At 61.9% G+C, this 23309-nt stretch carries 25 protein-coding genes and 1 pseudogene; 13 read left to right on the top strand and 13 right to left on the bottom strand.

Translation table 11 applies throughout. From position 1 onward, the window contains the following. Positions 1–406 precede the first annotated feature (406 nt). Positions 407–844, top strand: coding sequence for a VOC family protein (locus LB559_RS00745; protein ID WP_224672861.1), 438 nt, complete (start codon positions 407–409; stop codon positions 842–844). Positions 845–854: 10 nt separating this feature from the next. On the opposite strand, the gene LB559_RS00740 is transcribed toward LB559_RS00745, so the two are convergent. Next, complete coding sequence (locus tag LB559_RS00740; protein WP_013531854.1) at positions 855–1160, bottom strand: ribbon-helix-helix domain-containing protein; 306 nt, start codon at positions 1158–1160, stop codon at positions 855–857. A 208-nt stretch (positions 1161–1368) separates the two neighbouring features. Between LB559_RS00740 and LB559_RS00735 the strand changes: the two genes are divergently transcribed. The 3 genes from LB559_RS00735 to LB559_RS00725 all read left to right on the top strand — a co-directional run bounded on the left by LB559_RS00735 (position 1369) and on the right by LB559_RS00725 (position 3994). Continuing rightward, positions 1369–1764 (top strand): VOC family protein, encoded by a 396-nt coding sequence (locus LB559_RS00735; protein WP_027161507.1) that lies wholly within the window; start codon positions 1369–1371, stop codon positions 1762–1764. An 81-nt stretch (positions 1765–1845) separates the two neighbouring features. Next, positions 1846–2376, top strand: a complete 531-nt coding sequence (locus tag LB559_RS00730; RefSeq protein ID WP_224619292.1) for a gluconate 2-dehydrogenase subunit 3 family protein — start codon at positions 1846–1848, stop codon at positions 2374–2376. A 46-nt stretch (positions 2377–2422) separates the two neighbouring features. Then, a complete protein-coding gene (locus LB559_RS00725) occupies positions 2423–3994 on the top strand; it encodes a GMC family oxidoreductase (protein WP_013531851.1) in 1572 nt (523 codons plus the stop codon). 63 nt (positions 3995–4057) lie between these two features. Here LB559_RS00725 and LB559_RS00720 read toward each other — a convergent pair whose 3' ends face one another. Continuing rightward, complete coding sequence (locus tag LB559_RS00720; RefSeq protein ID WP_027161509.1) at positions 4058–4471, bottom strand: hypothetical protein; 414 nt, start codon at positions 4469–4471, stop codon at positions 4058–4060. A 343-nt stretch (positions 4472–4814) separates the two neighbouring features. Between LB559_RS00720 and urtA the strand changes: the two genes are divergently transcribed. From urtA to LB559_RS00690, 6 genes and pseudogenes are all read left to right on the top strand, one after another. Continuing rightward, positions 4815–6095 carry an urea ABC transporter substrate-binding protein gene (gene urtA, locus LB559_RS00715; protein ID WP_411970020.1) on the top strand — a complete coding sequence of 427 codons (1281 nt, stop codon included), beginning with the start codon at positions 4815–4817 and terminating at the stop codon, positions 6093–6095. A gap of 97 nt (positions 6096–6192) precedes the next feature. Then, positions 6193–7806 (top strand): urea ABC transporter permease subunit UrtB, encoded by a 1614-nt coding sequence (gene urtB, locus LB559_RS00710; RefSeq protein WP_224672859.1) that lies wholly within the window; start codon positions 6193–6195, stop codon positions 7804–7806. Next, positions 7803–9036 (top strand): annotated as a pseudogene (gene urtC, locus LB559_RS00705) (urea ABC transporter permease subunit UrtC). Before urtB ends, urtC begins: the two are co-directional and overlap by 4 nt. A gap of 6 nt (positions 9037–9042) precedes the next feature. Further along, positions 9043–9789, top strand: a complete 747-nt coding sequence (gene urtD / locus LB559_RS00700; RefSeq protein ID WP_013531846.1) for an urea ABC transporter ATP-binding protein UrtD — start codon at positions 9043–9045, stop codon at positions 9787–9789. Positions 9790–9858: 69 nt separating this feature from the next. Next, entirely contained in the window at positions 9859–10554 is a 696-nt protein-coding gene (gene urtE / locus LB559_RS00695; RefSeq protein WP_013531845.1) for an urea ABC transporter ATP-binding subunit UrtE, read from the top strand. 269 nt (positions 10555–10823) lie between these two features. Further along, complete coding sequence (locus LB559_RS00690; protein ID WP_013531844.1) at positions 10824–11000, top strand: hypothetical protein; 177 nt, start codon at positions 10824–10826, stop codon at positions 10998–11000. A gap of 44 nt (positions 11001–11044) precedes the next feature. Here the strand turns inward: LB559_RS00690 and LB559_RS00685 are convergent, their stop codons facing one another. From LB559_RS00685 to LB559_RS00645, 9 genes are all read right to left on the bottom strand, one after another. After that, entirely contained in the window at positions 11045–12196 is a 1152-nt protein-coding gene (locus LB559_RS00685; RefSeq protein ID WP_224672858.1) for a GGDEF domain-containing protein, read from the bottom strand. 115 nt (positions 12197–12311) lie between these two features. After that, positions 12312–13133 (bottom strand): DUF72 domain-containing protein, encoded by an 822-nt coding sequence (locus LB559_RS00680; protein ID WP_063167930.1) that lies wholly within the window; start codon positions 13131–13133, stop codon positions 12312–12314. 26 nt (positions 13134–13159) lie between these two features. Continuing rightward, complete coding sequence (locus tag LB559_RS00675) at positions 13160–13630, bottom strand: GNAT family N-acetyltransferase (RefSeq protein WP_224672857.1); 471 nt, start codon at positions 13628–13630, stop codon at positions 13160–13162. A gap of 40 nt (positions 13631–13670) precedes the next feature. Further along, positions 13671–16592, bottom strand: a complete 2922-nt coding sequence (uvrA, locus tag LB559_RS00670) for an excinuclease ABC subunit UvrA (RefSeq protein ID WP_063167932.1) — start codon at positions 16590–16592, stop codon at positions 13671–13673. A gap of 711 nt (positions 16593–17303) precedes the next feature. Further along, positions 17304–17600, bottom strand: a complete 297-nt coding sequence (locus tag LB559_RS00665) for a hypothetical protein (RefSeq protein WP_224672856.1) — start codon at positions 17598–17600, stop codon at positions 17304–17306. An 88-nt stretch (positions 17601–17688) separates the two neighbouring features. Then, entirely contained in the window at positions 17689–18294 is a 606-nt protein-coding gene (locus LB559_RS00660; protein WP_013531838.1) for an ATP-dependent Clp protease proteolytic subunit, read from the bottom strand. A gap of 20 nt (positions 18295–18314) precedes the next feature. Then, complete coding sequence (locus LB559_RS00655) at positions 18315–18803, bottom strand: SRPBCC family protein (RefSeq protein WP_224672855.1); 489 nt, start codon at positions 18801–18803, stop codon at positions 18315–18317. After that, positions 18800–19114: an ArsR/SmtB family transcription factor gene (locus LB559_RS00650; RefSeq protein WP_013531836.1), complete on the bottom strand. Its 315-nt coding sequence runs from the start codon at positions 19112–19114 to the stop codon at positions 18800–18802. The genes LB559_RS00655 and LB559_RS00650 overlap by 4 nt, the downstream gene beginning before the upstream one ends. Before the next feature lie 44 nt (positions 19115–19158). Then, positions 19159–19578, bottom strand: a complete 420-nt coding sequence (locus LB559_RS00645) for a cupin domain-containing protein (RefSeq protein WP_013531835.1) — start codon at positions 19576–19578, stop codon at positions 19159–19161. A 183-nt stretch (positions 19579–19761) separates the two neighbouring features. Between LB559_RS00645 and LB559_RS00640 the strand changes: the two genes are divergently transcribed. Further along, on the top strand, positions 19762–20283 hold the full coding sequence (locus LB559_RS00640) for a single-stranded DNA-binding protein (RefSeq protein ID WP_024503512.1): 522 nt from the start codon (positions 19762–19764) through the stop codon (positions 20281–20283). 135 nt (positions 20284–20418) lie between these two features. Next, positions 20419–20844, top strand: coding sequence for an OsmC family protein (locus LB559_RS00635; RefSeq protein WP_224672854.1), 426 nt, complete (start codon positions 20419–20421; stop codon positions 20842–20844). A gap of 33 nt (positions 20845–20877) precedes the next feature. Here the strand turns inward: LB559_RS00635 and LB559_RS00630 are convergent, their stop codons facing one another. Continuing rightward, positions 20878–21507: a MarC family protein gene (locus LB559_RS00630; RefSeq protein WP_013531832.1), complete on the bottom strand. Its 630-nt coding sequence runs from the start codon at positions 21505–21507 to the stop codon at positions 20878–20880. A gap of 160 nt (positions 21508–21667) precedes the next feature. Further along, positions 21668–22198, bottom strand: coding sequence for a hypothetical protein (locus LB559_RS00625; RefSeq protein WP_013531831.1), 531 nt, complete (start codon positions 22196–22198; stop codon positions 21668–21670). A gap of 86 nt (positions 22199–22284) precedes the next feature. On the opposite strand from LB559_RS00625, the gene LB559_RS00620 reads away from it, so the two are divergent. Beyond that, a complete protein-coding gene (locus tag LB559_RS00620; protein WP_224672853.1) occupies positions 22285–23106 on the top strand; it encodes a helix-turn-helix transcriptional regulator in 822 nt (273 codons plus the stop codon). Positions 23107–23309: the final 203 nt, after the last annotated feature.

Raw genomic sequence — 23309 nt, 5'->3', positions numbered from 1 at the left:
GACAAAGATAGTTAGGTTAAGCCGCAGATCGAATGCCGATAGACTGCGAGATGAAAATGACCTCGTCAACCACATCACAAAATCGTTAGCGAGGGTTTGGTCTACTGTCGACCAGGTCTGCTTGTGCTGTTGGAAGCCGGTTTTCGCCCGGAACTTGGGCTGCAGCGTCGCCTTTTGCAGAGCGTCCTGGCATACGCGGTCGGATACTGGACCGATAGAAACAGCATCGTGCCATCAGGCATGAATCAGGGACAGCCACAGACCGGCTGGCGTTCGAGGTAGTGGTCGACACCAGGGCGCCACCGCGACGTATCACGAGGCGTTCCGGACCCCTTGATCATACCTGCTCAGCTGGCAAGCAGCCTAATGAGTTTACGACCTGGACGACGCCTTGTAGACTGAACACATGGCGCTCAAACGGATGGACAACATAGGAATCGTCGTCGATGACCTCGAAGAGACGATTGGTTTCTTTGGCGAGCTCGGCCTTGAGCTCGAAGGGCGGGCCACGATCGAAGGAGAATGGGCCGGACGTGTCACTGGACTGGGCGATCAACGCGTCGAGATTGCCATGATGCGGACGCCGGACGGCCACAGCCGGCTCGAACTGTCCCGCTTCCTCACGCCGCCTGTCGTCTCGGATCACCGCAACGCCCCGGTTAACGCCCTCGGCTACCTCCGCGTCATGTTCGCCGTGGACGACATTGACGGGACGCTTGAAATGCTCCGCAATCGCGGTGCGCGGCTCGAAGGCGAAGTTGTCCAGTATAGAGACGTGTATCGGCTCTGCTACATTCGAGGGCCCGGAGGGCTTCTCATAGGGCTCGCGCAAGAACTCAGCTGAGCGCAATGCGCTAAGCAGCCTCCCGTTTCGGCACCATCTGCTCATCCATCCCCGGCCGATGGCCGCGCAGATAGAGCGCGCAGGTGGTGCGCAGCATCGACGCAAAGTTCGGGATGGCGCCGTTGATCTCTATGGCTTCGTCATAGAGCTTGGAGATGAATTTCGGCGTCGTCAGGTTCTGGTTTTCGGCGATCTCGTCAAGCAACGCCCAGAACGTCGCTTCGAGCTGGATGCTGGTCGAGTGACCGTCGATGCGAATCGAGCGGTTGATCTGGCGATAGCCTTCGGGGTCCTGGCCCGCAAACACCCTGCACATCCGACAAACCTCCCATGATTGTTGGTCTTGGGTGGACGGGCGTCCAGTTTGATACTGCTTGACCTGTCCCCACACGTATTCTCGGGCAAAATTGCCGGTCCGGCAATCGGACTTTCGTCCCGTTCGCGGCTGCGGGCGTGGTAACCGGCTGCCACCACCTTTTATCCGCGCCGCGCATAATCGCCTCCACACCAGCGCGGAGACTAATTTGGCCAAGGCGATCCACAGTATGATCCGGGTTCTCGACGAGACCCGATCGGTCGATTTCTACAGAAACGCCTTCGGGCTCAATGTCGCCGACAGGCTGGATTTCGAGACGTTCACGCTCCTTTACCTCAGCAATGCCGAGGCAGGGTTCGAGCTCGAACTGACCGTGAACAAGGATCGGCAGGAAGCTTACGGGCTCGGCGACGGCTACGGTCACTTCGCTGTCTCCGTCGCCGACCTCGACAGCGAACATGACCGTCTCGGTGCGCTTGGCCTGAATCCGAAGAAGATCGTCGAGTTCAACCGCGACGGATCGCTGATCGCCCGCTTTTTCTTCATCGAGGACCCCGACGGCTACAAGATCGAGGTTCTGCAGCGCGGAGGTCGCTTCCAATAGGAGACATAGCAGTCGCGCCGGCAGGTGCGGCGCCAGCAAACGCACTCTCAACAGTGCACATAGCAAGCAGGGAGGAATAAAATGGTCACGATCTATGACGCGAAGCCCGGGCTTTCACGTCGCGAGCTTCTCAAACGCGGCGGCATCGGCGCGCTGCTCGTCATCTCCGGTAGCGCCGTCATCAGTCCTGAACATGCCTGGGGGCTCGAGACATCGGCACTCAAGCCCGAAACCATGGCGACGCTGATCCAGATGGCGCGCGACATCTATCCGCACGATCAGGTGCCGGACAAATACTACGCCATTGCCGTGAAAGGTCATGACGAGCAGGCCGGCAAGGACGCCGCCTACAAGGCGATGCTCGAGGATGGCGTCGCCGACCTCGACAAGAAATCCGGTGGCGGCGGCTATCGCGGCCTCGGCTGGGAGGACCAGCGCGTCGGCGTGCTGAAGCAGATCGAGGCGACGCCGTTTTTCCAGGCCATCAGAGGCGGCCTTGTGGTCGGCCTCTACAACCAGAAAGAGGTGTGGCCGATCTTCGGCTACGAGGGCGAGTCCTATTCCAAGGGCGGCTACATCGCGCGCGGTTTCGACGACATCGAGTGGCTCTGAGCCCCGTCGTTCCTGAACCCGCAAACAGAAATCATGGGAGGAAACCATGGCAGCTTCATTTGATCTGAACAACGACGGCGTGGTCGTCATCATCGGTTCGGGCGCCGGCGGCGGCACGCTCGGCAACGAACTTGCCCAGAAGGGTGTCGACGTCGTCATCCTGGAAGCCGGCGCGCGCCACGAATACGAGGATTTCGTCAATGACGAGTGGGGTTCGTTCGCCCAGCTCGCCTGGACCGACAAGCGCACCACGTCCGGCGACTGGCGCGTGGCAAAGGATTTTCCGAACCTGCCGGCCTGGATCGTCAAGTCGGTCGGCGGTTCGACCACGCATTGGGCGGGAGCCTCGCTGCGCTTCCAGGAGCACGAGTTCAAGACGCTCTCGACCTATGGCAAACTGGAAGGCGCCAACCTGCTCGATTGGCCGATCACGCTGGCCGAGATGGAGCCCTACTACGCCAAGGCCGAGGCCAAGATGGGCGTCACCGGCACCAATGACTGGCCGCGGCTGCCGGGCAACAACAATTTCAAGGTGTTGAAGGCCGGCGCCGACAAGCTCGGCTACAAGGAATGCCACACCGGCAACATGGCCATCAACTCGGTCGATCGCGACGATCGTAATTCCTGCCAGCAAACCGGCTTCTGCTTCCAGGGCTGCAAATGGGGCGCCAAATGGTCGACGCTCTACACCGAGATCCCCAAGGGCGAGGCGACAGGCCATCTCGAAGTCAGGCCGAATGCCATGGCGATCAAGATCAACCACGACGCCAGCGGAAAGGTGACCGGCGTCGTCTACGCCGACAAGGACGGCAAGCTGCAGGAGCAGAAGGCGCGCATCGTCGCGGTTGCCGGCAACTCGATCGAGAGCCCAAGGCTGCTGCTCAATTCGGCGTCGGGAAAATTCCCCGATGGGCTTGCCAACTCGTCGGGCCAGGTCGGCAAGAACTACATGCGCCACACCACCGGCTCGGTCTATGCCATCTTCGACAGGCCGGTGCATATGTATCGCGGCACCACCATGGCCGGCATCATCCGCGACGAGGCGCGGCATGATCCGTCGCGTGGGTTCGTGGGCGGCTACGAGTTCGAGACGCTGTCGCTCGGCCTGCCGTTCATGGCCGCATTCCTCGATCCGGGCGCCTGGGGGCGCTCGTTCACCACCGCACTCGATCACTACGACCACATGGCCGGCCTGTGGATCGTCGGTGAGGACATGCCGCGCGCGGAGAACCGCATCACGCTGCATGCAGACGAGAAGGACGCGCACGGCATGCCGATCGCCGACGTGCATTTCGACGACCATCCGAACGACACGGCGATGCGTAACCACGCCTACAAACAGGCTACGGCACTTTACGATGCGGTCGGCGCCACCCGCACCTTCCCGACGCCACCGTATCCGTCGACTCACAATCTCGGCACCAACCGGATGAGCGAGAAAGCGGAAGACGGCGTCGTCAACAAGCACGGCCAGGCGCACGACATCAAGAACCTGTTCGTGTCGGACGGCAGCCAGTTCACCACCGGGGCCGCTGAAAACCCGACCCTGACGATCGTGTCGCTGGCGATCCGCCAGGCCGACTACATCGCCGCGCAGATGTCGGCAAAGACGATCTAGTCCCATCCTCCCGACGGACTGCTGGCGCGGAACCCGCGGGTTCCGCGCCTTTTTCTTGCCGCCTTATTGCTTGGTGCAGGTCGATGCGGTGAAGGCGCCGTCGGGTTGCTTCATGATGATGTCGAAGGAGGGCACGGTTTCGCCGTCCAGCGTCGCCTGGGTCAGCGACAGCGAGTTGCCGCCGGCGGTGTAGCCGCCCAGTGGTCCCAGCCAGGAAATCACGCCGTTCGCATCCATTTGGTAGTTGTACCCTTGCTGAGCGGGGCCGAAGACGCCGAGGCTGGTGTAGACAGGGCCGCTGTAGACGTTCCCCTTGATGGTGATGTCGCCGAGGCTGAGGAACATGCCAAGCAGGTACACTTCGCAATGATAGGTGCCGTCAGGCATCTTGCCATCGCTGAAATCGGCTCGCGCGGCTCCGGTTGCTGCGGCCAGAAGCAGTATGCCGATGAAAAAGCGTGAAATCCCTGAAATCATGACGTCGCTCGTTTGAAGAGCGAGCTTGCCCTATTTTTGCACCGCGCCGCAACATCGGTCGCCCAAGGCGCCGCTATTCAGATCAAAATCTAGGCAGTCTGGGAGAATGAGCGAAAATTAGGCAAAAACTGTGTAAGCTGCGCAAATTTCCCTCAATCGATTTCTGGCCGGCTCTCTTTGTTTTGGAAGCCCCTGTATTCCAAGGCGCTGATATCTATGAACTATTTGCACCCTTTCAGGATCGCTGGAGCGGTTGGCATGGGGGTTGCATTGTAGTGTTGCGGTGCAATCAACTAGCTTGGGAGTCCGTAATATGAGGGGTAATTTCTCGACAATAACAAAAATGTTTTCGGCTGGTGCGGTCGCCGCCGGCCTGTTGATGTCGGCTCCGGCCAAGGCCGCCGACGACACGATCAAGGTCGGCATTCTCCATTCGCTCTCGGGGACCATGGCGATTTCGGAGACGACACTGAAGGACGCCATGCTGATGCTCATCGACGAGCAGAACGCCAAGGGCGGCCTGCTCGGCAAGAAGCTCGAGGCGGTGGTCGTCGATCCGGCTTCCAACTGGCCGCTGTTTGCCGAAAAGGCGCGCGAACTGATCTCCAAGGACAAGGTCGCGGCGGTGTTCGGCTGCTGGACCTCGGTGTCGCGCAAATCGGTGCTGCCGGTGTTCTCCGAACTCAACAACATCCTGTTCTATCCGGTCCAGTATGAGGGCGAGGAGAGCGAGCGCAACGTGTTCTACACGGGGGCGGCGCCGAACCAGCAGGCGATCCCGGCGGTCGACTATCTGATGAGCGAGGACGGCGGTTCGGTTAAGCGCTGGGTGCTGGAAGGCACCGACTACGTCTATCCGCGCACCACCAACAAGATCCTCGAGGCCTATCTGAAGGCCAAGGGCGTGGCGGCTGAAGACATCATGGTCAATTACACGCCGTTCGGCTTCTCCGACTGGCAGACCGAGGTTTCGGCGATCAAGAAGTTCGGTTCGGCCGGCAAGAAGACCGCCGTTGTCTCGACCGTCAACGGCGACGCCAACGTGCCGTTCTACAAGGAACTCGGCAACCAGGGCATCAAGGCCGAGGACATTCCGGTCATGGCCTTCTCGGTCGGCGAGGAAGAGCTTGCAGGTCTCGACACCGCGCCGCTGGTCGGCCATCTCGCCGCCTGGAACTATTTCGAGAGCATCGATACGCCCGAGAACAAGAAGTTCATCGCCGACTGGCACAAGTTCATCAAGAACGACAAGCGCACCACCAACGACCCGATGGAGGCCCATTATATCGGCTTCAACATGTGGGTGAAGGCGGTCGAGAAGGCCGGCACCACCGATCCGGACAAGGTCATCGACGCCATGATCGGCGTGTCGGTGCCGAACCTGACCGGCGGCTATTCGACGATGATGCCGAACCACCACATCACCAAGCCGGTGCTGATCGGCGAAATCCAGGCCGACGGCCAGTTCGAGACCGTGTCGCGCACGCCGGGCCTGGTGATGGGCGACGAATGGTCCGACTATCTGCCTGATTCCAAGGACCTGATCTCGGATTGGCGCGCGCCTCTGTCCTGCGGCAACTTTAATGTTGCCACCGGCAAGTGCGGCGGCAAGGGCACGAACTGATCCCTCCCAGGGCTGACCCAGTCAGACCGCGCGCGTCCGGACGGCTTCCTCCGCCGTCCGGACGCCCACTTCAACCTTCAGGGGTTACCAGAAACCGATGACCTTAATCCGCACGGGTTTGATGCTGTTGTTCCTGCTGGCGACACTGTCGTCATCGGGCGCTGGCGAAACCGATCTGCGCGGCATCATCGCCAAATTCGCCACGGCCAAGGGCTTTTCCGAGATCGGAGCCGTCGTCCACGAACTGGCAGCCGCCGGCGACCCGGCGGTGGAGCGGCCGCTTGCGGCACTTGCCGACGGCAACCTCTATGTCCGCAAGGCCGATTCCCTGGTGTTTGTCGGCAAGGAAGCGGGCGAGAGCGTCCAGCTTTCCGACCCGTTGAGCGGGGAGGCATCGGGTGAGGCGGCCAAGGACGGCATCACCAAGATCAAGGTCAACAACACGCTGCGTCGCGTCATCCGCGATGCGTTGGGCACGCTGACGCTCGGCGCCAAGGATCCGGCTGTCCGTATCGCCGCCGCCGACACCATGTTCAAGACACCCGACGCCGCAAACATCGGACCGCTCGACACGGCGATCGCCAGTGAGACCGTGGCCAGCGTCAAGGCTCTGCTCGAACAGGCCCGTGCCGCGTCAGTTCTTGTCTCGGATCGGCCCGAGGCCGACAAGCTCGCCGCCATCGCGCTTATCGGGACACGGGGCGATCGCGATGCTGTTTCGCTGCTCACTTCGATCGTGGCGAATTCCACTGACGCGGTTAGGCAAGCGGCGACAGCCGCGATCGCCAACATCAATTCGACGCTGGCCTTCTGGGACGCCGGGCAGAACGTCTGGTACGGCATCTCGCTGGGCTCGGTGCTGCTGCTGGCGGCAATCGGCCTCGCCATCACGTTCGGCGTCATGGGCGTCATCAACATGGCGCATGGCGAGATGGTCATGCTCGGCGCCTACACGACCTTCGTCGTCCAGCAGGTGATCCGTACATCCTTCCCGGACCTGTTCGACTGGTCGCTGGTCATCGCACTGCCGCTCGCTTTTCTCGTCGCGGCCCTGGTTGGCCTGATCATCGAGCGCGGTGTCATCCGCTTCCTCTATGGCCGGCCGCTTGAAACACTGCTGGCGACATGGGGCGTCTCGCTGATCCTGCAACAGGCCGTGCGCTCAATCTTCGGGCCGACCAACCAGGAGGTCGGCAACCCATCCTGGATGTCGGGCTCGTTCAATGTCGGACAGTTGGCGATCACCTGGAACCGCCTGTGGATCCTGGTTTTCGCGCTCGCTGTCTTCGGCATCCTGCTCTACGTGATGAAGCGCAGGCCCTGGGGCCTGCAGATGCGCGCCGTCACCGCCAACCGGCGCATGGCTGCCTCGATGGGCATCAGGACGCCGTGGGTCGACGCGCTGACCTTCGCGCTCGGCTCCGGCATTGCCGGCATTGCCGGCGTCGCGCTGAGCCAGATCGACAACGTCTCGCCCAATCTCGGCCGCGGGTACATCATCGACAGCTTCATGGTCGTTGTCTTCGGCGGCGTCGGCAATCTGTGGGGCACGCTGGTCGGCGCCTTCTCGCTCGGCATCGTCAACAAGTTCCTCGAGCCTTATGCGGGCGCGGTGCTCGGCAAGATCGTCGTGCTGGTGCTGATCATCCTGTTCATCCAGAAGCGCCCGCGCGGCCTGTTCGCGCTCAAGGGCAGGGCGGTGGAAGCATGATCACGGGACGCTTCTTTGCCGCCGGCGCGGACCGCCGCATCGCGATCACGATCTTCATCCTGCTGGCGGTGGCCGTCATCGTGCCGTTGCTCAACCTTGCGGTGTCTCCTACCAGCGCCTTCTACATCCCATCCTACATCGTCGCGCTGACCGGCAAATATCTCTGCTACGCGCTGCTTGCCTTGGCGCTCGACCTGGTCTGGGGCTATTGCGGCATTCTTTCGCTCGGTCACGGCGCCTTCTTCGCGCTCGGCGGCTATGCAATGGGCATGTATCTGATGCGCCAGATCGGCTCGCGCGGCGTCTATGGCAATCCCGTCCTGCCCGACTTCATGGTGTTCCTGAACTACAAGGAACTGCCATGGTTCTGGTAATGGCTTCGACCATTTCTGGTTCGCCGGCCTTATGGTGCTCGCGGTGCCTGGCCTGCTGGCTTTCGTCTTCGGCTGGTTCGCCTTCCGCAGCCGCGTCACCGGCGTTTATCTCTCCATCATTACCCAGGCGATGACGTATGCGCTGCTGCTTGCCTTTTTCCGCAACGACATGGGTTTCGGCGGCAACAACGGCCTGACCGATTTCAAGGATATTCTGGGCTTCAACGTGCAGGCCGACGCGACGCGCTCGGCGCTGTTTGCCGCCAGCGCGGTGATGCTGGCACTTGCCGTCTTCGTCACCTGGGCGATCGTCGGCTCAAAATACGGCAAGCTCTTGATGGCGGTACGCGATGCCGAGAGCCGCACGCGCTTTCTCGGCTGGCGGGCGGAGAACGTGAAACTGTTCGCCTTCACTGTCTCGGCCGTCATGGCCGGCATAGCCGGCGCGCTCTACGTGCCGCAGGTGGGCATCATCAACCCTGGCGAATTCGAGCCCTCGAATTCGATCGAGGTGGTGATCTGGGCGGCCGTCGGCGGGCGCGGCACCATCGTCGGGCCGATCATCGGCGCGTTGCTGGTCAATGCCGGCAAATCCTGGTTCACCGGTGTGCTGCCGGAGTTCTGGCTGTTTGCATTGGGTGGACTGTTCGTCGCCGTCACGCTTTTGCTGCCCAAGGGCATCATCGGCATGTGGGACAGCTGGCGCGGCAACGCCAAGGCGTTGCGAGCTGCTTCGATTGCCGAGGAAGCCGGCACCGATGCCGATGTCTCGCCGCCGGCGAAAATCGTGCGCAGTGAAGCAAGAAAGCCAGGTGACTGGTCCGCCAGCAACCCCGAACCACAGCCGGCGGAGTGAGCGACCATGTCAAAGTCGAACACGATCCTTTATCTCGACGGCGTCTCGGTCTCCTTCGACGGCTTTCGCGCCATCAACAATCTGTCGCTGGTGCTCGACAAGGGCGAGATGCGCGCCATCATCGGCCCCAACGGCGCCGGCAAGACGACGATGATGGACATCGTCACCGGCAAGACGCGGCCCGACGAGGGCGAGGTGTTCTTCGACGGCCAAGTCGATCTCACCAAGCACGACGAGGCCGAGATCGCCATGATGGGCATTGGCCGTAAATTCCAGAAGCCGACCGTCTTCGAAAGCCACACGATCGAGGAAAACCTGATGCTGGCGCTGAAGGGTCCTCGCTCGATCTTCCCGGCGCTGTTTCACCGCCGCTCGGCCGCCGAGACGCGGCAGATCGATGACATCCTCGGCATCATCCGGCTTGGCGACAAGCGTGACGAACTGGCGGCCAATCTCAGCCATGGGCAAAAGCAGTGGCTGGAGATCGGCATGCTCTTGGCGCAGGACCCGAAACTGCTTCTGGTTGACGAGCCGGTCGCCGGCATGACCGATGCCGAGACCGAGGAAACCGCGCGGCTGCTCAAGGATATCGCCCGCGACCATTCGGTCATCGTCGTCGAGCACGACATGCATTTCGTGCGCGAGCTCGGCGTCAAGGTCACCTGCCTGCACGAGGGCTCGGTGCTCTCGGAAGGCACACTCGATTTCGTGTCGGCCGACGAGCGTGTCGTAGAAGTCTATCTGGGGAGATGAGCATGGTCTGGCGGGTTCAGTTCCATCACTTCGATCTGTCGTTTCTCAGGTTCTGGAGACGGCGCTGACATGCTCGAAGTTTCCAATGCCACGCTGCACTACGGCGCCGCCCAGGCGCTGCGCGGCGTATCACTGAAGGCGGGCGCCGGCAAGATCACCTGCGTGCTCGGCCGCAACGGCGTCGGCAAGACCAGTTTGATGAGATCGATCGTCGGCCACCACCGGCTGACGAGCGGAAGCGTTGCCTTCGAGGGGAAGGCGCTCGACCGGAGCGCGGCGTATGACCGCGCCCGGTCGGGCATCGCATTCGTACCGCAGGGCAGGGAGGTCTTTCCGCTGCTCACCGTGCGAGAGAACCTGGAATCAGGCTTTGCGCCGCTGAGGCGAGCCGACCGCAACATTCCGGCGCATGTCTTCGAATTGTTCCCGGTGCTGAAGCAGATGCTCGGCCGTCGCGGCGGCGATCTTTCCGGCGGCCAGCAGCAACAGCTCGCCATCGGGCGGGCGCTGGTGATGCGGCCGAAACTGCTCGTGCTCGATGAACCGACCGAGGGCATACAGCCGTCGATCATTAAGGACATCGGCCGCGCCATCCGCTATCTGCGCGACCAGGCGGGCATCGCCGTGCTTTTGGTCGAACAATATCTCGATTTCTGCCGCGAGCTCGCCGACGAGGTCAACATCATGGACCGGGGCGTGATCGTCCATACCGGCCCGGCTGAAGATTTAGACCGGGCTGATGTGCGGAAGTTCCTTACCGTCTAGCATTGGCGGTGAACTTCAGTTGGCGATCCGAAGTTCTTGCCAAGTCCAATATTTCTCCATCCGATCACCTGCGTCTCTGGCACGCTCAATATCGCGTGCTAGTCTTTTCCATGGCTTTGTGAGTCGGCCGCTTCCGTATCAGTCTGGTTATCGCAGATCGAGGACCACGGCCAATGCCGGGCAAGTTTCACGCAAGCAAGGCTGCCTAGCTTCCCTCCTGCGATCTCTGTCGTTCAAACGCGTTTGGGCACACAGGCTAAAGGACAGCCATGGAACGTTACGTCGAGGATTACCAGAAGCGGCGGCTTACCGAACGCGTCGACATCATCGCTGCCATCAATATCTTGAGATCACAGGGCTGCGACTACGACGATCTGATCGAGGAGATCACCAAGGTCTTCTATGTCGATCTCGATACCTTCAATGAGATTGTCATGGCGGCCTAGGAGCCGCATTCGTCTCCCCACGATCAGAGGCCGGTGTTGCGCGATTAGCTTGCGCGCCTGAACGGAGACGCGGTGACGCGGTTACGGCCTCCGCGCTTGGCGTCGTAGAGCGCCTTGTCGGCGGCGTTGAGCACCTTGTCGAAGCCGAGGCCTTCCTTGGTGCCGAAAGCAAATCCGGCACTGACGGTGCATATCAGCGAGCCTGTCTCGGTTTCGATGCGGTGCGCGGCGAAAGCTGCCCGTATGGCCTCGGCGGTGGCCTCCACCGTTTCGGGCAAGGTCCGCTTCAGCACCAGCGCGAACTCCTCGCCGCCCATGCGCGCGGCGACGTCGGCCGGGCGGCGATTGCTGGCGAGTTCCCGTGCAAACACCCTCAGCACTTCATCACCGGCGGCGTGGCCGAATTCGTCGTTGATGGCCTTGAAGTTGTCGAGATCGAAGACGACCACCGCCGTGAAGGCGCCGACCGGCGCATCGCCGTGCAGGTCGAACAGGGCGCGGCGGTTGAGCAGGCCGGTCAGCGGGTCGGTCAGGGCATTGTGGCGGTGATGCCGGGCCAAGCGTCCCTGATTCAGGGCCAGGGAAAGCGCTCCAATCCCGGTCATGCTGGCGATGACGATGATGAGGCTCAGTTCCTCGGCCCAGTTGCTTGGCGCATGTCCAAGGACCAGCTTTCCATCCAAGGCTAAAACCATGGCGCAGAGAGCGAAGGATGCGGCCGTGGCAGAATAGAGCGCGGTGATACCGATCGTCAGGGCAGGGGCTTCGTCGCGGCCCTCCCAGTATTCGACCGCCGTTGCGAACAGAAGCAAGGCGGCGAAGGCATTTTCGAACATGAAGCCCAGCCCGTCATAGCCTAGGGCCATGGGAGGCAACGTCACGGCCAGCGAAATGGCGCTGCCAAGTACAGTTCGGGGCACTGGCGAGCCGCCGGTTCTGAACTGGTAGGCCGCGCCCAGCATTGTCGAGAAACCGAGCAGGAGGAAAGCCAGCGTGGCGATGCCCAGCAGGCGCCCGGGCATGTCGATATAAGCGTCATAGACAAAAATATCGCCGACCACGAACACCAGGCTGATCGCCCATGTCAGCAGGAATTTCTCCGAGCGAGCGGTCAGCCACATGCCGAACAATGTCAGGCTCAGGCAGGCCGCGGAAAAACCGACAGCCAGGAGAAGTGAAGTGTAGTCGAGCGACATGCCCCTCGTCCTTGCCCGTGGCGGCCCAGATCTGCGACTGGTCTGGCTGGATTCATGCAGCAAGGAGGTATCGATAAGGTTACGACGGTGGCGAAGATGCCATGATTCCGCTGCGTCAGGGCACCGGTTGACCCTGGTCCACTCGCTTCATCAGTGCCATGGCGCCGAACGGCGCGCGCACCTTGCCCTCGGTGATGAAGTAAACGAACACGTCGCGCGGCTTGACCGGCGCATCGGTGGCGGGGTCGGCGCGCCGCAGGTCGGCCGGCTGCTTGCCTTGCGCCCAGGTCTTTACCCGCGCGGCCCATTCATCGAGGCCTTTCGGCGTATAGCAGTCGGGATTGTCATCGCTGCCGGTCTGCAGTCGGGCGTAGACGAAATCGGCGGTGATGTCGGCGATATCAGGATATTTGGCATGGTCGGCGTAGACGATCGCGGCCTTGTATTTTCGGGCAAGTGCTGCGAATTCCGGCACGACAAAACTGTCGTTGCGGACTTCGAGCGCATGGCGCAGCGCAACGCCGTCCTGCTTTTCCGGGAGCAGCTTCAGGAAGGCTTCGAAATCGTCCGGATCGAATTTCTTGGTCGGTGCGAACTGCCACAGGATCGGCCCGAGCTTTTCGCCGAGCGCCGCCACGCCGGAGCCAAGGAAGCGCATCATCGATTCGCCGGCCTCGCCCAGCACGCGCCGGTTGGTGACGAAGCGGTTGCCCTTCAGCGAATAGACAAAGCCGTCCGGCGCCTCGCTGGCCCATTTGACGAAGGTCGGCTCCTTGAAGCTGGAATAGTAGGTGCCGTTGACCTCGATGCTCGGCACCTGGCGAGTGGCGTAGTTCAACTGCTTGGCCTTGGGAAGCTTGTCGGGATAGAAGGACGTATCCCAGGGTTCGAAGGTCCAGCCGCCCATGCCGGCGCGGATTGTTCCCGATGTGCTCATTGTCATCCTCCCAATGCAGAAAAAGATCAGGCCGCGGTAATCTCATCGACGGTTTTGATCATGTCGACGAGCACCCATCCTGGCCGGTAGGGATTGGGCCGGCGACCCGTTTCGTGGAAACCATAGGCAAGATAGAGCGCAATGTTCCGCTCCATCCTGGCGTTGGTGTAGAGCCGCACTTCTGGCAGACCCCAGAGATGGGTCTGCTCATCCGCGTGTTTCAGCAGCGCAATGCCGAAGCCCTTGCCTTGAAAGTCGGGGGAGACCGCGACGGAGAAGATCATCGCGTGGTCGTCATGTCGCTCCAGCGCGATCAGCCCGGCAAGCTCGCCGCCACTTTCCAGCAACCAGACCTCGCCGCGCGCGATGCGCGGCGCATAGTCCTCGGTGACCGGGATCGGCGGCGCGCCGAACAGCGCGATGTAAGGCGCATAGGCCGCTTCCGTCAGCGAGACGACGGTTTGGAGATCACCGGCAAGCGCTCTTCTGATTGTCATTCAAAAGCTCTCCAGAGCTCTCCAGGCGCCAACCGGTCGATCACTCCGCCGCTTCGCGTTTGCCTCCGGGACGTCGCTCCAGAAGCTCCTTGAGGAACTGGCCGGTGTAGCTGCGTTTTTCGCGCACGATGGCTTCCGGCGTGCCGGAGGCGACCAGTTCGCCGCCGCCGTCGCCGCCTTCGGGGCCGAGGTCGAGCACCCAGTCCGCGGTTTTTATCACTTCGAGATTGTGCTCGATGACCACCACCGTGTTGCCCTGGTCTACCAGTTCGTGCAGCACTTCCAGCAGTTTGGCAACGTCGTGGAAATGCAGGCCAGTGGTCGGCTCATCCAGGATGTAGAGCGTCTTGCCCGTCGCCTTGCGCGACAGTTCCTTGGCCAGCTTGATGCGCTGCGCCTCGCCGCCGGACAGCGTTGTCGCCTGCTGGCCGATATGGATGTAGCCGAGGCCGACCTGCTTCAGCGTGTCGAGCTTGTCGCGCACGCCGGGCACGGCGGCGAAGAAATCGACGCCTTCCTCGACCGTCATGTCGAGCACGTCGGCGATCGACTTGCCCTTGAACAGGACATCGAGCGTCTCGCGGTTATAACGCTTGCCGTGACAGACGTCGCAGGTGACGTAGACGTCGGGCAGGAAGTGCATCTCGATCTTGATGACGCCGTCGCCCTGGCAGGCCTCGCAGCGGCCGCCCTTGACGTTGAACGAGAAGCGTCCCGGCTGATAGCCGCGCGCCTTGGCCTCCGGCAGGCCAGCGAACCAGTCGCGGATCGGCGTGAAGGCGCCGGTATAGGTGGCCGGGTTTGAACGCGGTGTGCGGCCGATCGGCGACTGGTCGATGTCGATGACCTTGTCGAGGAATTCGAGGCCCTCGATGCGGTCGTGGTCGGCCGGATGTTCGCGCGAGCCCATGATGCGTCTCGAGGCGGCCTTGAACAGCGTCTCGATCAGGAAGGTCGACTTGCCGCCGCCGGACACGCCAGTGACGGCGGTGAAGGTGCCGAGCGGGATTTCGGCGGTGACGTTCTTCAGATTGTTGCCGCGCGCGCCGACGATCTTTATGCGGCGGTTCTTCTTCGCTTCACGCCGCACGCCGGGCGTCGCCACTTCGAGCGCGCCCGACAGATATTTGCCGGTGATCGAATTGGGATTGGCCATGACCTGCTGCGGCGTGCCCTGGGCGATGATCTCGCCGCCATGGATGCCGGCGGCCGGGCCCATGTCGACGACATAGTCGGCATGCAGGATGGCGTCCTCGTCATGCTCGACGACGATCACCGTGTTGCCGATGTCGCGCAGGTGCTTCAGCGTATCGAGCAGGCGCGCATTGTCGCGCTGGTGCAGGCCGATCGACGGCTCGTCCAGCACATAGAGCACGCCGGTCAGGCCGGAGCCGATCTGCGATGCCAGCCGGATGCGCTGGCTCTCGCCGCCCGACAGCGTGCCGGAATTGCGCGACAACGTCAGATAGTCGAGCCCGACATCGTTGAGGAAGCGCAGCCGTTCACGGATTTCCTTGAGCACACGCACCGCGATTTCGTTCTGCTTGTCGTTGAGCGACGCGGGCAGGTCGGTGAACCACTGGTCGGCCTTGCGGATGGAAAGCTCGGTGACTTCGCCGATGTGCCTGCCGGCGATCTTCACCGCCAGCGACTCGGGCTTCAGCCGATAGCCCTTGCAGACCGGGCAGGGTGTGGCCGACATGAAGCGCTCGATCTCCTCGCGCATCCAGGCGGATTCGGTCTCTTTCCAGCGCCGCTCGAGATTGGGGATGACGCCTTCGAAAGTCTTCGTCGTCTTGTAGGAGCGCAGGCCGTCATCATACTGGAAGGTGATCTCGCGCTCGCCGGTGCCGCGCAGGACGGCTTCCTTGGCCTCTTCGGACAAATCCTTGAACTTGTCGCCGAGCTTGAAGCCATAGGCCTTGCCCAATGCCTCCAGCGTCTGCGCGTAATAGGGCGAGGTCGACTTCGCCCACGGGCTGACGGCGCCGTCGCGCAGCGAGATGTTTTCATCCGGCACGATCAGATTGCCGTCGATGGCGCGCTGGCTGCCGAGACCGTCGCAGGTCGGGCAGGCGCCGAACGGGTTGTTGAACGAGAACAGCCGCGGTTCGATTTCCGGAATGGTGAAGCCGGAGACCGGGCAAGCGAACTTTTCCGAGAACAGGATGCGCTCATGCGTCTCGTTCTTCGACTTGTTGACCGAATCCTCGCCGGTCTGACTGGAATCGAGCGGCTTGTCGGCGAATTCGGCGACCGCCAGCCCATCGGCCAGCTTCAGCGCCGTTTCGATGGAATCGGCAAGCCGCGTCGCGAGATCGCCGCGCACGACGATGCGGTCGACGACGACATCGAGGTCATGCTTGTACTTCTTGTCCAGCGCCGGCACGTCGGCGATCTCATAGAAGACGCCGTCGACCTTGACGCGCTGAAAGCCCTTCTTCTGCAGTTCCAGCAACTCCTTGCGGTACTCGCCTTTGCGGCCGCGCACCATCGGCGCCAGGATGAACAGGCGCGTGCCTTCCTCGATCGCCAGCACGCGGTCGACCATCTGCGAAACCGTCTGGCTCTCGATCGGCAGGCCGGTGGCCGGCGAATAGGGGATGCCGACGCGCGCAAAAAGCAGGCGCATGTAATCGTAGATCTCGGTGACGGTGCCGACCGTCGAACGCGGGTTCTTCGATGTGGTCTTCTGCTCGATGGAAATGGCAGGCGACAGGCCGTCGATCTGGTCGACGTCAGGCTTCTGCATCATTTCGAGGAATTGCCGCGCGTAGGCCGACAGGCTTTCGACGTAGCGGCGCTGGCCCTCGGCATAGATCGTGTCGAAGGCGAGCGATGACTTGCCGGACCCCGACAGGCCGGTCATGACAATCAGGCTGTCACGCGGCAGGTCGAGATCGACATTCTTCAGATTGTGTTCGCGCGCCCCGCGAATGGAAAGATATTTATGGTCGGCCATAGCCGGTCGCCGCCTCAGAATCTGGAATTTCCTGGAATGGCGGGTTTTCCCGGCCATCCCCTATGTAGGTAGTTTTGCCGCCACGTCGAGAGACGCCACAATTCCCGACAAAAGCGTTTAAGCGTCTTTCGCGTGAACGGGCAAGCGGAAAGAACAAAGGCCGAACACGCTCCTGACAAAGCTGTGCAAAAACTGACTTGTACGTAACCTCCCGGCGATCACGTTTTTCGGTAACCGGCTATTGATGGTTGACGCGGGCAACCCAGGAGCGCAGTCTCCGGAAGTCAACGAAGCCGGCCGTCTTTCGATGGCCTCGCCGCCCAAAGGCGGCCTGCGAGACGCCGCAGGCATTTGCGATTTGTGCTTCGAATTGACAACAATCGCAACGGACAGAGGAGCGGAGCTATGACGCCACCGGATCGTCCCCTAGGGTTCCAGTTGTCACTGGAGCCGCGGCAGGCATAAGTGCCAGGGTTTAGCGTCTGCGCCACCCGGCAAACCGTGACCTGCCATATCCCCTAAAAATCAGAGACTGCTAGTCGGATCGTCGGCCGAACGCCGCGGTGCATCCGAAATCAAACGCCGGCAGTACACTCCCGGTAAAGTTGGATTTGAGATCCAGAAGGCCCCGTCCGTTTGCCCAAGGCACGGCGGGGCCGTTTTATGTGGGGAACGCTCATTTCCGCGCGCACGTGACGCGTCCGCGCGCACTCAGTGACGCGGCGGCCCGATCGAGCCGGCGCCGACATCGACGGTGATGCTGCCGGAAATCCTGACATCCGTATCGCCGATCTTGAATGTGCCGTTCTCGCCGGCCGGCAGCGCATCGTCCGGCTCGGGAGCCGGCTTGGCGATGCGGTAGTCGCCGGTCACGCCGGGCAGGGCGCTTTTTTGCGTCGACGGCGAACTGTCCTCTGCAAGAGCCGCGCCGCTCAGGAGGCTGGCAAATGCGAGCACCACGACGGCGATGACGGGGCGCAGTGGTCTGGAAGGATGAGTGTCGGTCATCCCAGGACTATAGTGGCGCGCCGCCGATGGAACCAGACCGGCATCGTCAAATCTTCGGCAGCCGGCCGGACTCCGCTCCGGCCCTGGCTTACGCCGCCTTTTTGCGCGTGTCGAAAACATGGTCGACGATGCCCCATGCCTGCGCCTCGCGGGCGGTCATGAAGTGGTCGCGGTCCAGCGTGCGCTCGACCTCTTCATAGGTACGGCCGCAATGCTGCGCGTAGAGCTCGGTCATGTGCCGTTTCGTCCTGCCGATGCGCTCGGCATGTCGCTGGATGTCGGAGGCCTGGCCCTGGAACCCGCCCAGCGGCTGATGCAGCAGGATGGTGGCGTTCGGCAGGGAAATCCGGCGCCCCGGTGTGCCTGCCATCAGCAGGAACGAGCCCATCGAAGCGGCAAAGCCCATGCATACGGTCGACACCGGGCAGCTGATATATTGCATCGTGTCGTAGATGGCGAAACCACTGGTCACTACGCCGCCCGGCGAGTTGATGTAGAGCGAGATCTCCTTGTCGGGATTGTCCGATTCCAGCGACAAAAGCTGCGCGCAGACCAGCGCCGAGATGTCGTCGTTGATCTCGCCGTTGATGAAGATGATGCGCTCGCGCAGCAGCCGCGAAAAGATGTCGAAGGCGCGTTCGCCGCGGCTCGATTGCTCGATGACCATCGGCACCAGACTGGCAACACCGCTCATTTTTCTTCTCCGATTTTCTATTATGCCGCGCGCAGAAGGCGCGGTGCGTTCGCGGCGATGGGCTTTCCAATTGCGCGCAAACCGAGCGAAAGACGGCAGCCGGCGCCTGCCATGGCGATGGCAGGCATGGCCTTGCGGGCAAAGCCGTCATGGACGACACGCAGATGCGTGCCGCCGGAAACGGTTCGGGCAAGTGTGAAGGTGACGGTACTGTCGAGCGGATCCTGCCTGGCTGCGTCGCCCGGCTGCTCCCGCCAGGAATAGCGCAGCAACTTCTCGGGTTCGGCGTCGAGGATTTCGCATTCGATCGGCGCGCCCGTCCCGGCGAAGGCGAAACGGTTGCCGATCTCGAGGCTGATGTCGTTCGGCATCATCCAGGCGGCCAGCAATTCCGGTACGGTCAGGGCCCGCCAGACCTTTTCCGGCGGCTCGGCAAGGTCGTACTCGAACTCGAGCGCATCCGCGGCGTCGATTTGGCCCTCGTTGGTCGTTGATCCCGCCTTCTTCATTGATCCATGTCCTTCAAAACCGCCTTCAGCCTTTCGATGCGTTCCGGCCAGAAAGTCCGGTAGCGTTCGATCCAGGAGAGCAAGGGAGCGAGCCCCTGCGGATCGGCGCGGTAATAGGCGTTGCGGCCGGCTCGCCGCTCGACCACCAGGCCGGCGCCACGCAGCACCGCCAGATGCTGCGACACCGCGGGCTGCGACACCGTCATACCGGTGCGCAATTCCGACACGCTCATCTCGCCTGCGGCCAGCCGCTCAAAGACGGCGCGGCGCGTCGGGTCGGCCAGTGCGCGAAAAATCTCTGCTTCGATCATGTCAAAAGCATAAGTGAATACTTATTGATTTGGCAAGCACTGTTTTACGAGATTGTCGGAAGCCAGCGTCTCACCATTCCGGCAGGCCCATCGAACGTCGCCTCGAAAATCGGCGACGCAAGGACGGCGTGGATGTGAAGCGTTCCAGTGCCGGCGTTCTTGAACCCGTGTTTCCTGTTCGCGGGGACAACGAGAGACTGGCCCGATGTCACGACTGTATGCTCATCGTCGATCCACATCTCAGCCCTACCGGCGATAACGGTCAGCACTTCCTCCACGGGATGCCAATGCGTTGGGGCGCCGACCGTGGGCTCGACCCATTGCTCGAATATGCAAAGTTGCGATGCACCATTGCTGGCCGACACATGCATGCGTGTTTCCACACCTGCTCGCCATTGCTCGCGCTGCTGGTCCTCATGTGCGACAGACTTCATTTGATCGCCCCCGGTCAGATCCGATTTCATGGAAATTTCCGGCCGGGACACTACATCTTGCTGACAAACATTGACAGAACGTCATCTGCACCATAGAACGAACAGGGAACAAAAACCTTGTGGGTAAAGGCAGCCACGGCAAGCGGCTGACGCCTGCAGCCTGTAAGGTGCTGCGACAAAAAAATTTGTTTCGGATGAGCGCGGAGAAATATCATGGCGGGTAGCGTCAACAAGGTCATTTTGGTCGGCAACCTCGGCGCGGATCCCGAAATCCGTCGCCTCAACTCGGGCGAGCCGGTCGTCAACATTCGCATTGCGACGTCGGAAAGCTGGCGTGACAAGAATTCCGGCGAGCGCAAGGAAAAGACCGAATGGCACAACGTCGTCATCTTCAATGAGGGCATCGCCAAGGTGGCGGAGCAGTATTTGAAGAAGGGCATGAAGGTCTACGTAGAGGGCCAGCTGCAGACGCGCAAATGGCAGGACCAGACCGGCGCCGACAAGTACACGACGGAAGTCGTGCTGCAGAAATTCCGCGGTGAGCTGCAGATGCTCGACGCGCGCGGGCAGGGTGAAGGCGGCCAAGTCGGCGGCTATGCCGGTGGCGGCAGCAGCCGTGGTTCCGATTTCGGCCAGTCCAGCCCGAGCGAAGGCTTCAATCGCGGTGGTGGCGGTGCCAAGAGCGGCGGCGGTGGCGGTTCGTCGCGCGAACTGGACGACGAAATCCCGTTCTGATCGCAACTGCAGATGTTATTTTTGGCTTAAGTCAAACATTGCGCCCCGAGAGTCCCTCATGGACTTTCGGGGTTTTGCATTGTCGAACTGAACGCCGACATGGCGATCAACGAAATATGGCGAAGGACGAGTTCGATGAAAGCACGCGTAAAATGGGTCGAGGAACGCACTTTCGTCGGCGAGTCCGGTAGCGGCCACAAACTGGTGCTGGGAACCGCGCCCGGATCGGAAGGCAGGACGCCGGGACCGAGCCCGATGGAGCTGGTGCTGATCGGCACCGGCGGCTGTTCGGCCTATGATGTCGTGCACATCCTCGAAAAGGGGCGCGAGGCGGTCGAGGACTGCGTGGTCGAGCTCGAGGCCGACCGGGCGGAAACCGAACCCAGAGTGTTCACCCGCATTCATATGCATTTCGTCGTCAAGGGCAGGCAACTCTCCAGCGACAAGGTGAAACGCGCGATCGACCTTTCGATCGAAAAATATTGCTCGGCCTCCGCGATGCTTGCCAAGACCGCCACGATTACCCACGATTTCGAGGTCGTCGACACAACGGCGAGATAGAGCCGGCTTTGAGATTCTCGCCGCGTCAGCCTGTCAGCCCGCTATCAGCGCCTTGATGCCGTCGGCGACGAATTGCACGGCCAGTGCTGCCAGGATGACGCCGAGCAGGCGGGTCAGGATCGAGCGGCCGGTCTGGCCGAGGATGCGGTCTATGCGTTCCGACAGCACGAACACCAGATAGGTGATGGCAAGGCAGACGAAGATGATGCCGACCAGCGCCGCCTGCGCCGCAAAGCCTTGAAAGGAACCTGAGAGCAGCACAGTTGCCGAAATGGCGCCTGGGCCGGCGATCAGCGGGATTGCCAGCGGGAAGGCGGCGATGTTGTGGATCATGTCCTTGGTGATGGCGACGTCGCCGATCTTCTCCTTGCGGTCCTGCCGGCGCTCGAACACCATTTCGAAGGCGATGAAGAACAGCAGGAAACCGCCGGCGACGCGGAAAGCCGGCAGCGTGATGCCGAACACCGACAGGATCGAGGCGCCTGCAACCGCAAACAGCGCCATCACCAGGAAACCGATGATCGAGGCGCGGACGGAAACCTGCTGGCGCTCCTCGCGGTTCATGCCGCGCGTCACGGCGAGGAACAGCGGCGCCAGGCCGGGCGGATCGATGGTCACGAGAATGGTGACGAACGCGTTGAACAGGCTGTCGAAACTCGGCATCTCTGACCCTCCCGCCGGGCCGTGCCCGTACCAGGATAATTGGTAGAGCAAAGCCCGTTCGGTGGGAACTGTTCGTGAGAAAGTGGTTGATGCCGGCGAGACAGCGGAGGGCGCAAAGGGTCGCGACGCTTTTATTCCGGGCTGCTGCATTCTTCGGCGATCAAACCGCTCGGCGCGCCAGGAACTCGACCTCCAGCCGCCATGTCGCGCCATTGTCGTGCGAGCGCTCGCCCAGCCATCGGAAGGCGTTTTCGGTGATGCGTGAAAAGCCCCAGCGTACTGAGCTGCCGGTGCCGTCGGTGCCCACTTGCACGATCGTGTCGCCCTCGGCGCGGCCGAGCTGGCGGCTGAAATACTGGTTGCGCGGGTCGCTCCAGAAGATGTGCCAGGCATCCGCGCCGGGATCATAGACGCGCAGCGTCGTGCCATAAAAAGTCCATTTGCCGAGCGAAGGCTGGGAACCAGTGTCCCGCGCGGGCAGGATCCAGACGTCCTGGATCGCCCGGCCTTCCAGCACCCAGCCGAAATGCACCTCGCCGCGCCCTGTCAGCACCGTGCCGTCCTCGAGGTGGCGCGAGGCGTCGAAAGTCCAGGCGCCGACGAAGCGGCCGTAAAGGCTCAGTTTTTCGGCAAGGCCTTCGATCGGTCCGGGGCTATGCAGAGCATCGGCAAACGAAGATTGATCGAACATGGTTGTGGCCTCTTCTTGTCAGGAGATTGGGAGGGAATAGGCGGTTACGGGGTTCTGGGCTTGGGAAAAATTGCTATATTTCGACTATGACGACGACCACGCATAGTCTCGCATCCGGAGCCGGTTGGCATGTGACGGATGTGATCTGCACGGCCGGCGCCGGCCGGCCGTTCGAGGAGGCGCATCAGGATTTCTGTGTGGCTGCAGTCACCAGCGGCACGTTCCGCTACCGCGCCCAACAAGGAACGGCGATGCTGGCGCCCGGCGCGCTCCTGCTCGGCAATCCCGGCACATGTTACGAATGCGGGCACGAGCATGGCGGCGGCGACCATTGCCTCTCGTTCCATTTCAGGCCGTCCTACATGGAGCGGATCGCGGCTGGCGTGCCGGGCGCCAGGAAGCTGGCTTTCGAGGCGGCGCGCCTGCCGCCTTTGCCGGTCCTGGCGCCACTCCTGGCCGAGGCGGAAACCGCTCGCGAGACGGCCGACATCGACGCCTTCGAGGAACTTTCCCTCCGCATGGCCGGTGCTGCCGTAGCTACAGCCTCCGGCGCTACGCATGTCAGGCGCGCGCCGAGCCGCCGCGATCAAAAACGGGTTGCCGAAGCTGTGCGGCGCATCGAACTCGATGCCGACGGGCCGGTTTCCCTTTCAGCGCTTGCCGATGGGACGGCGACCAGTCCGTATCATTTCCTGCGCATCTTCCGGCAGGTGGCGGGCATGACCCCCTACCAATTCCTGCTCAAGACGCGATTGCACAGGGCCGCGGTGCGGCTACGCATGTCGGACGATACGGTTTCCGCGATCGCTTTCGGCGCTGGCTTCAGCGATCTGTCGACCTTCAATCGTCGTTTTCGGCGGATCATGGGGCAGACGCCAAGCCAGTATCGCAGCCGCCGTGGCGCATAGGTCGTTTCTGCTTGGTGAATCGGCCCGGTGCACCGCAAAGGCAGACGCGCAGGCTTTTGCGTCAAGGCGGCGAAAACCGCCTTGGCCATATCGTCGCAATCATCGGTATCCATTTGAAATTACCATCAAAAATGACACTGGAAAAGTGCCGTGAAGGTTGGAGTTTCGGGCTTGCTTCCTATATAAGCACCAAGTGATTCCTG

The sequence above is a fragment of the Mesorhizobium sp. BR1-1-3 genome (genome assembly GCF_020165455.1).
Lineage (GTDB): Bacteria > Pseudomonadota > Alphaproteobacteria > Rhizobiales > Rhizobiaceae > Mesorhizobium > Mesorhizobium ciceri.
Note: the sequence above shows the minus strand (reverse complement) of the source record. Positions and strands in the feature narration are given on the sequence as shown.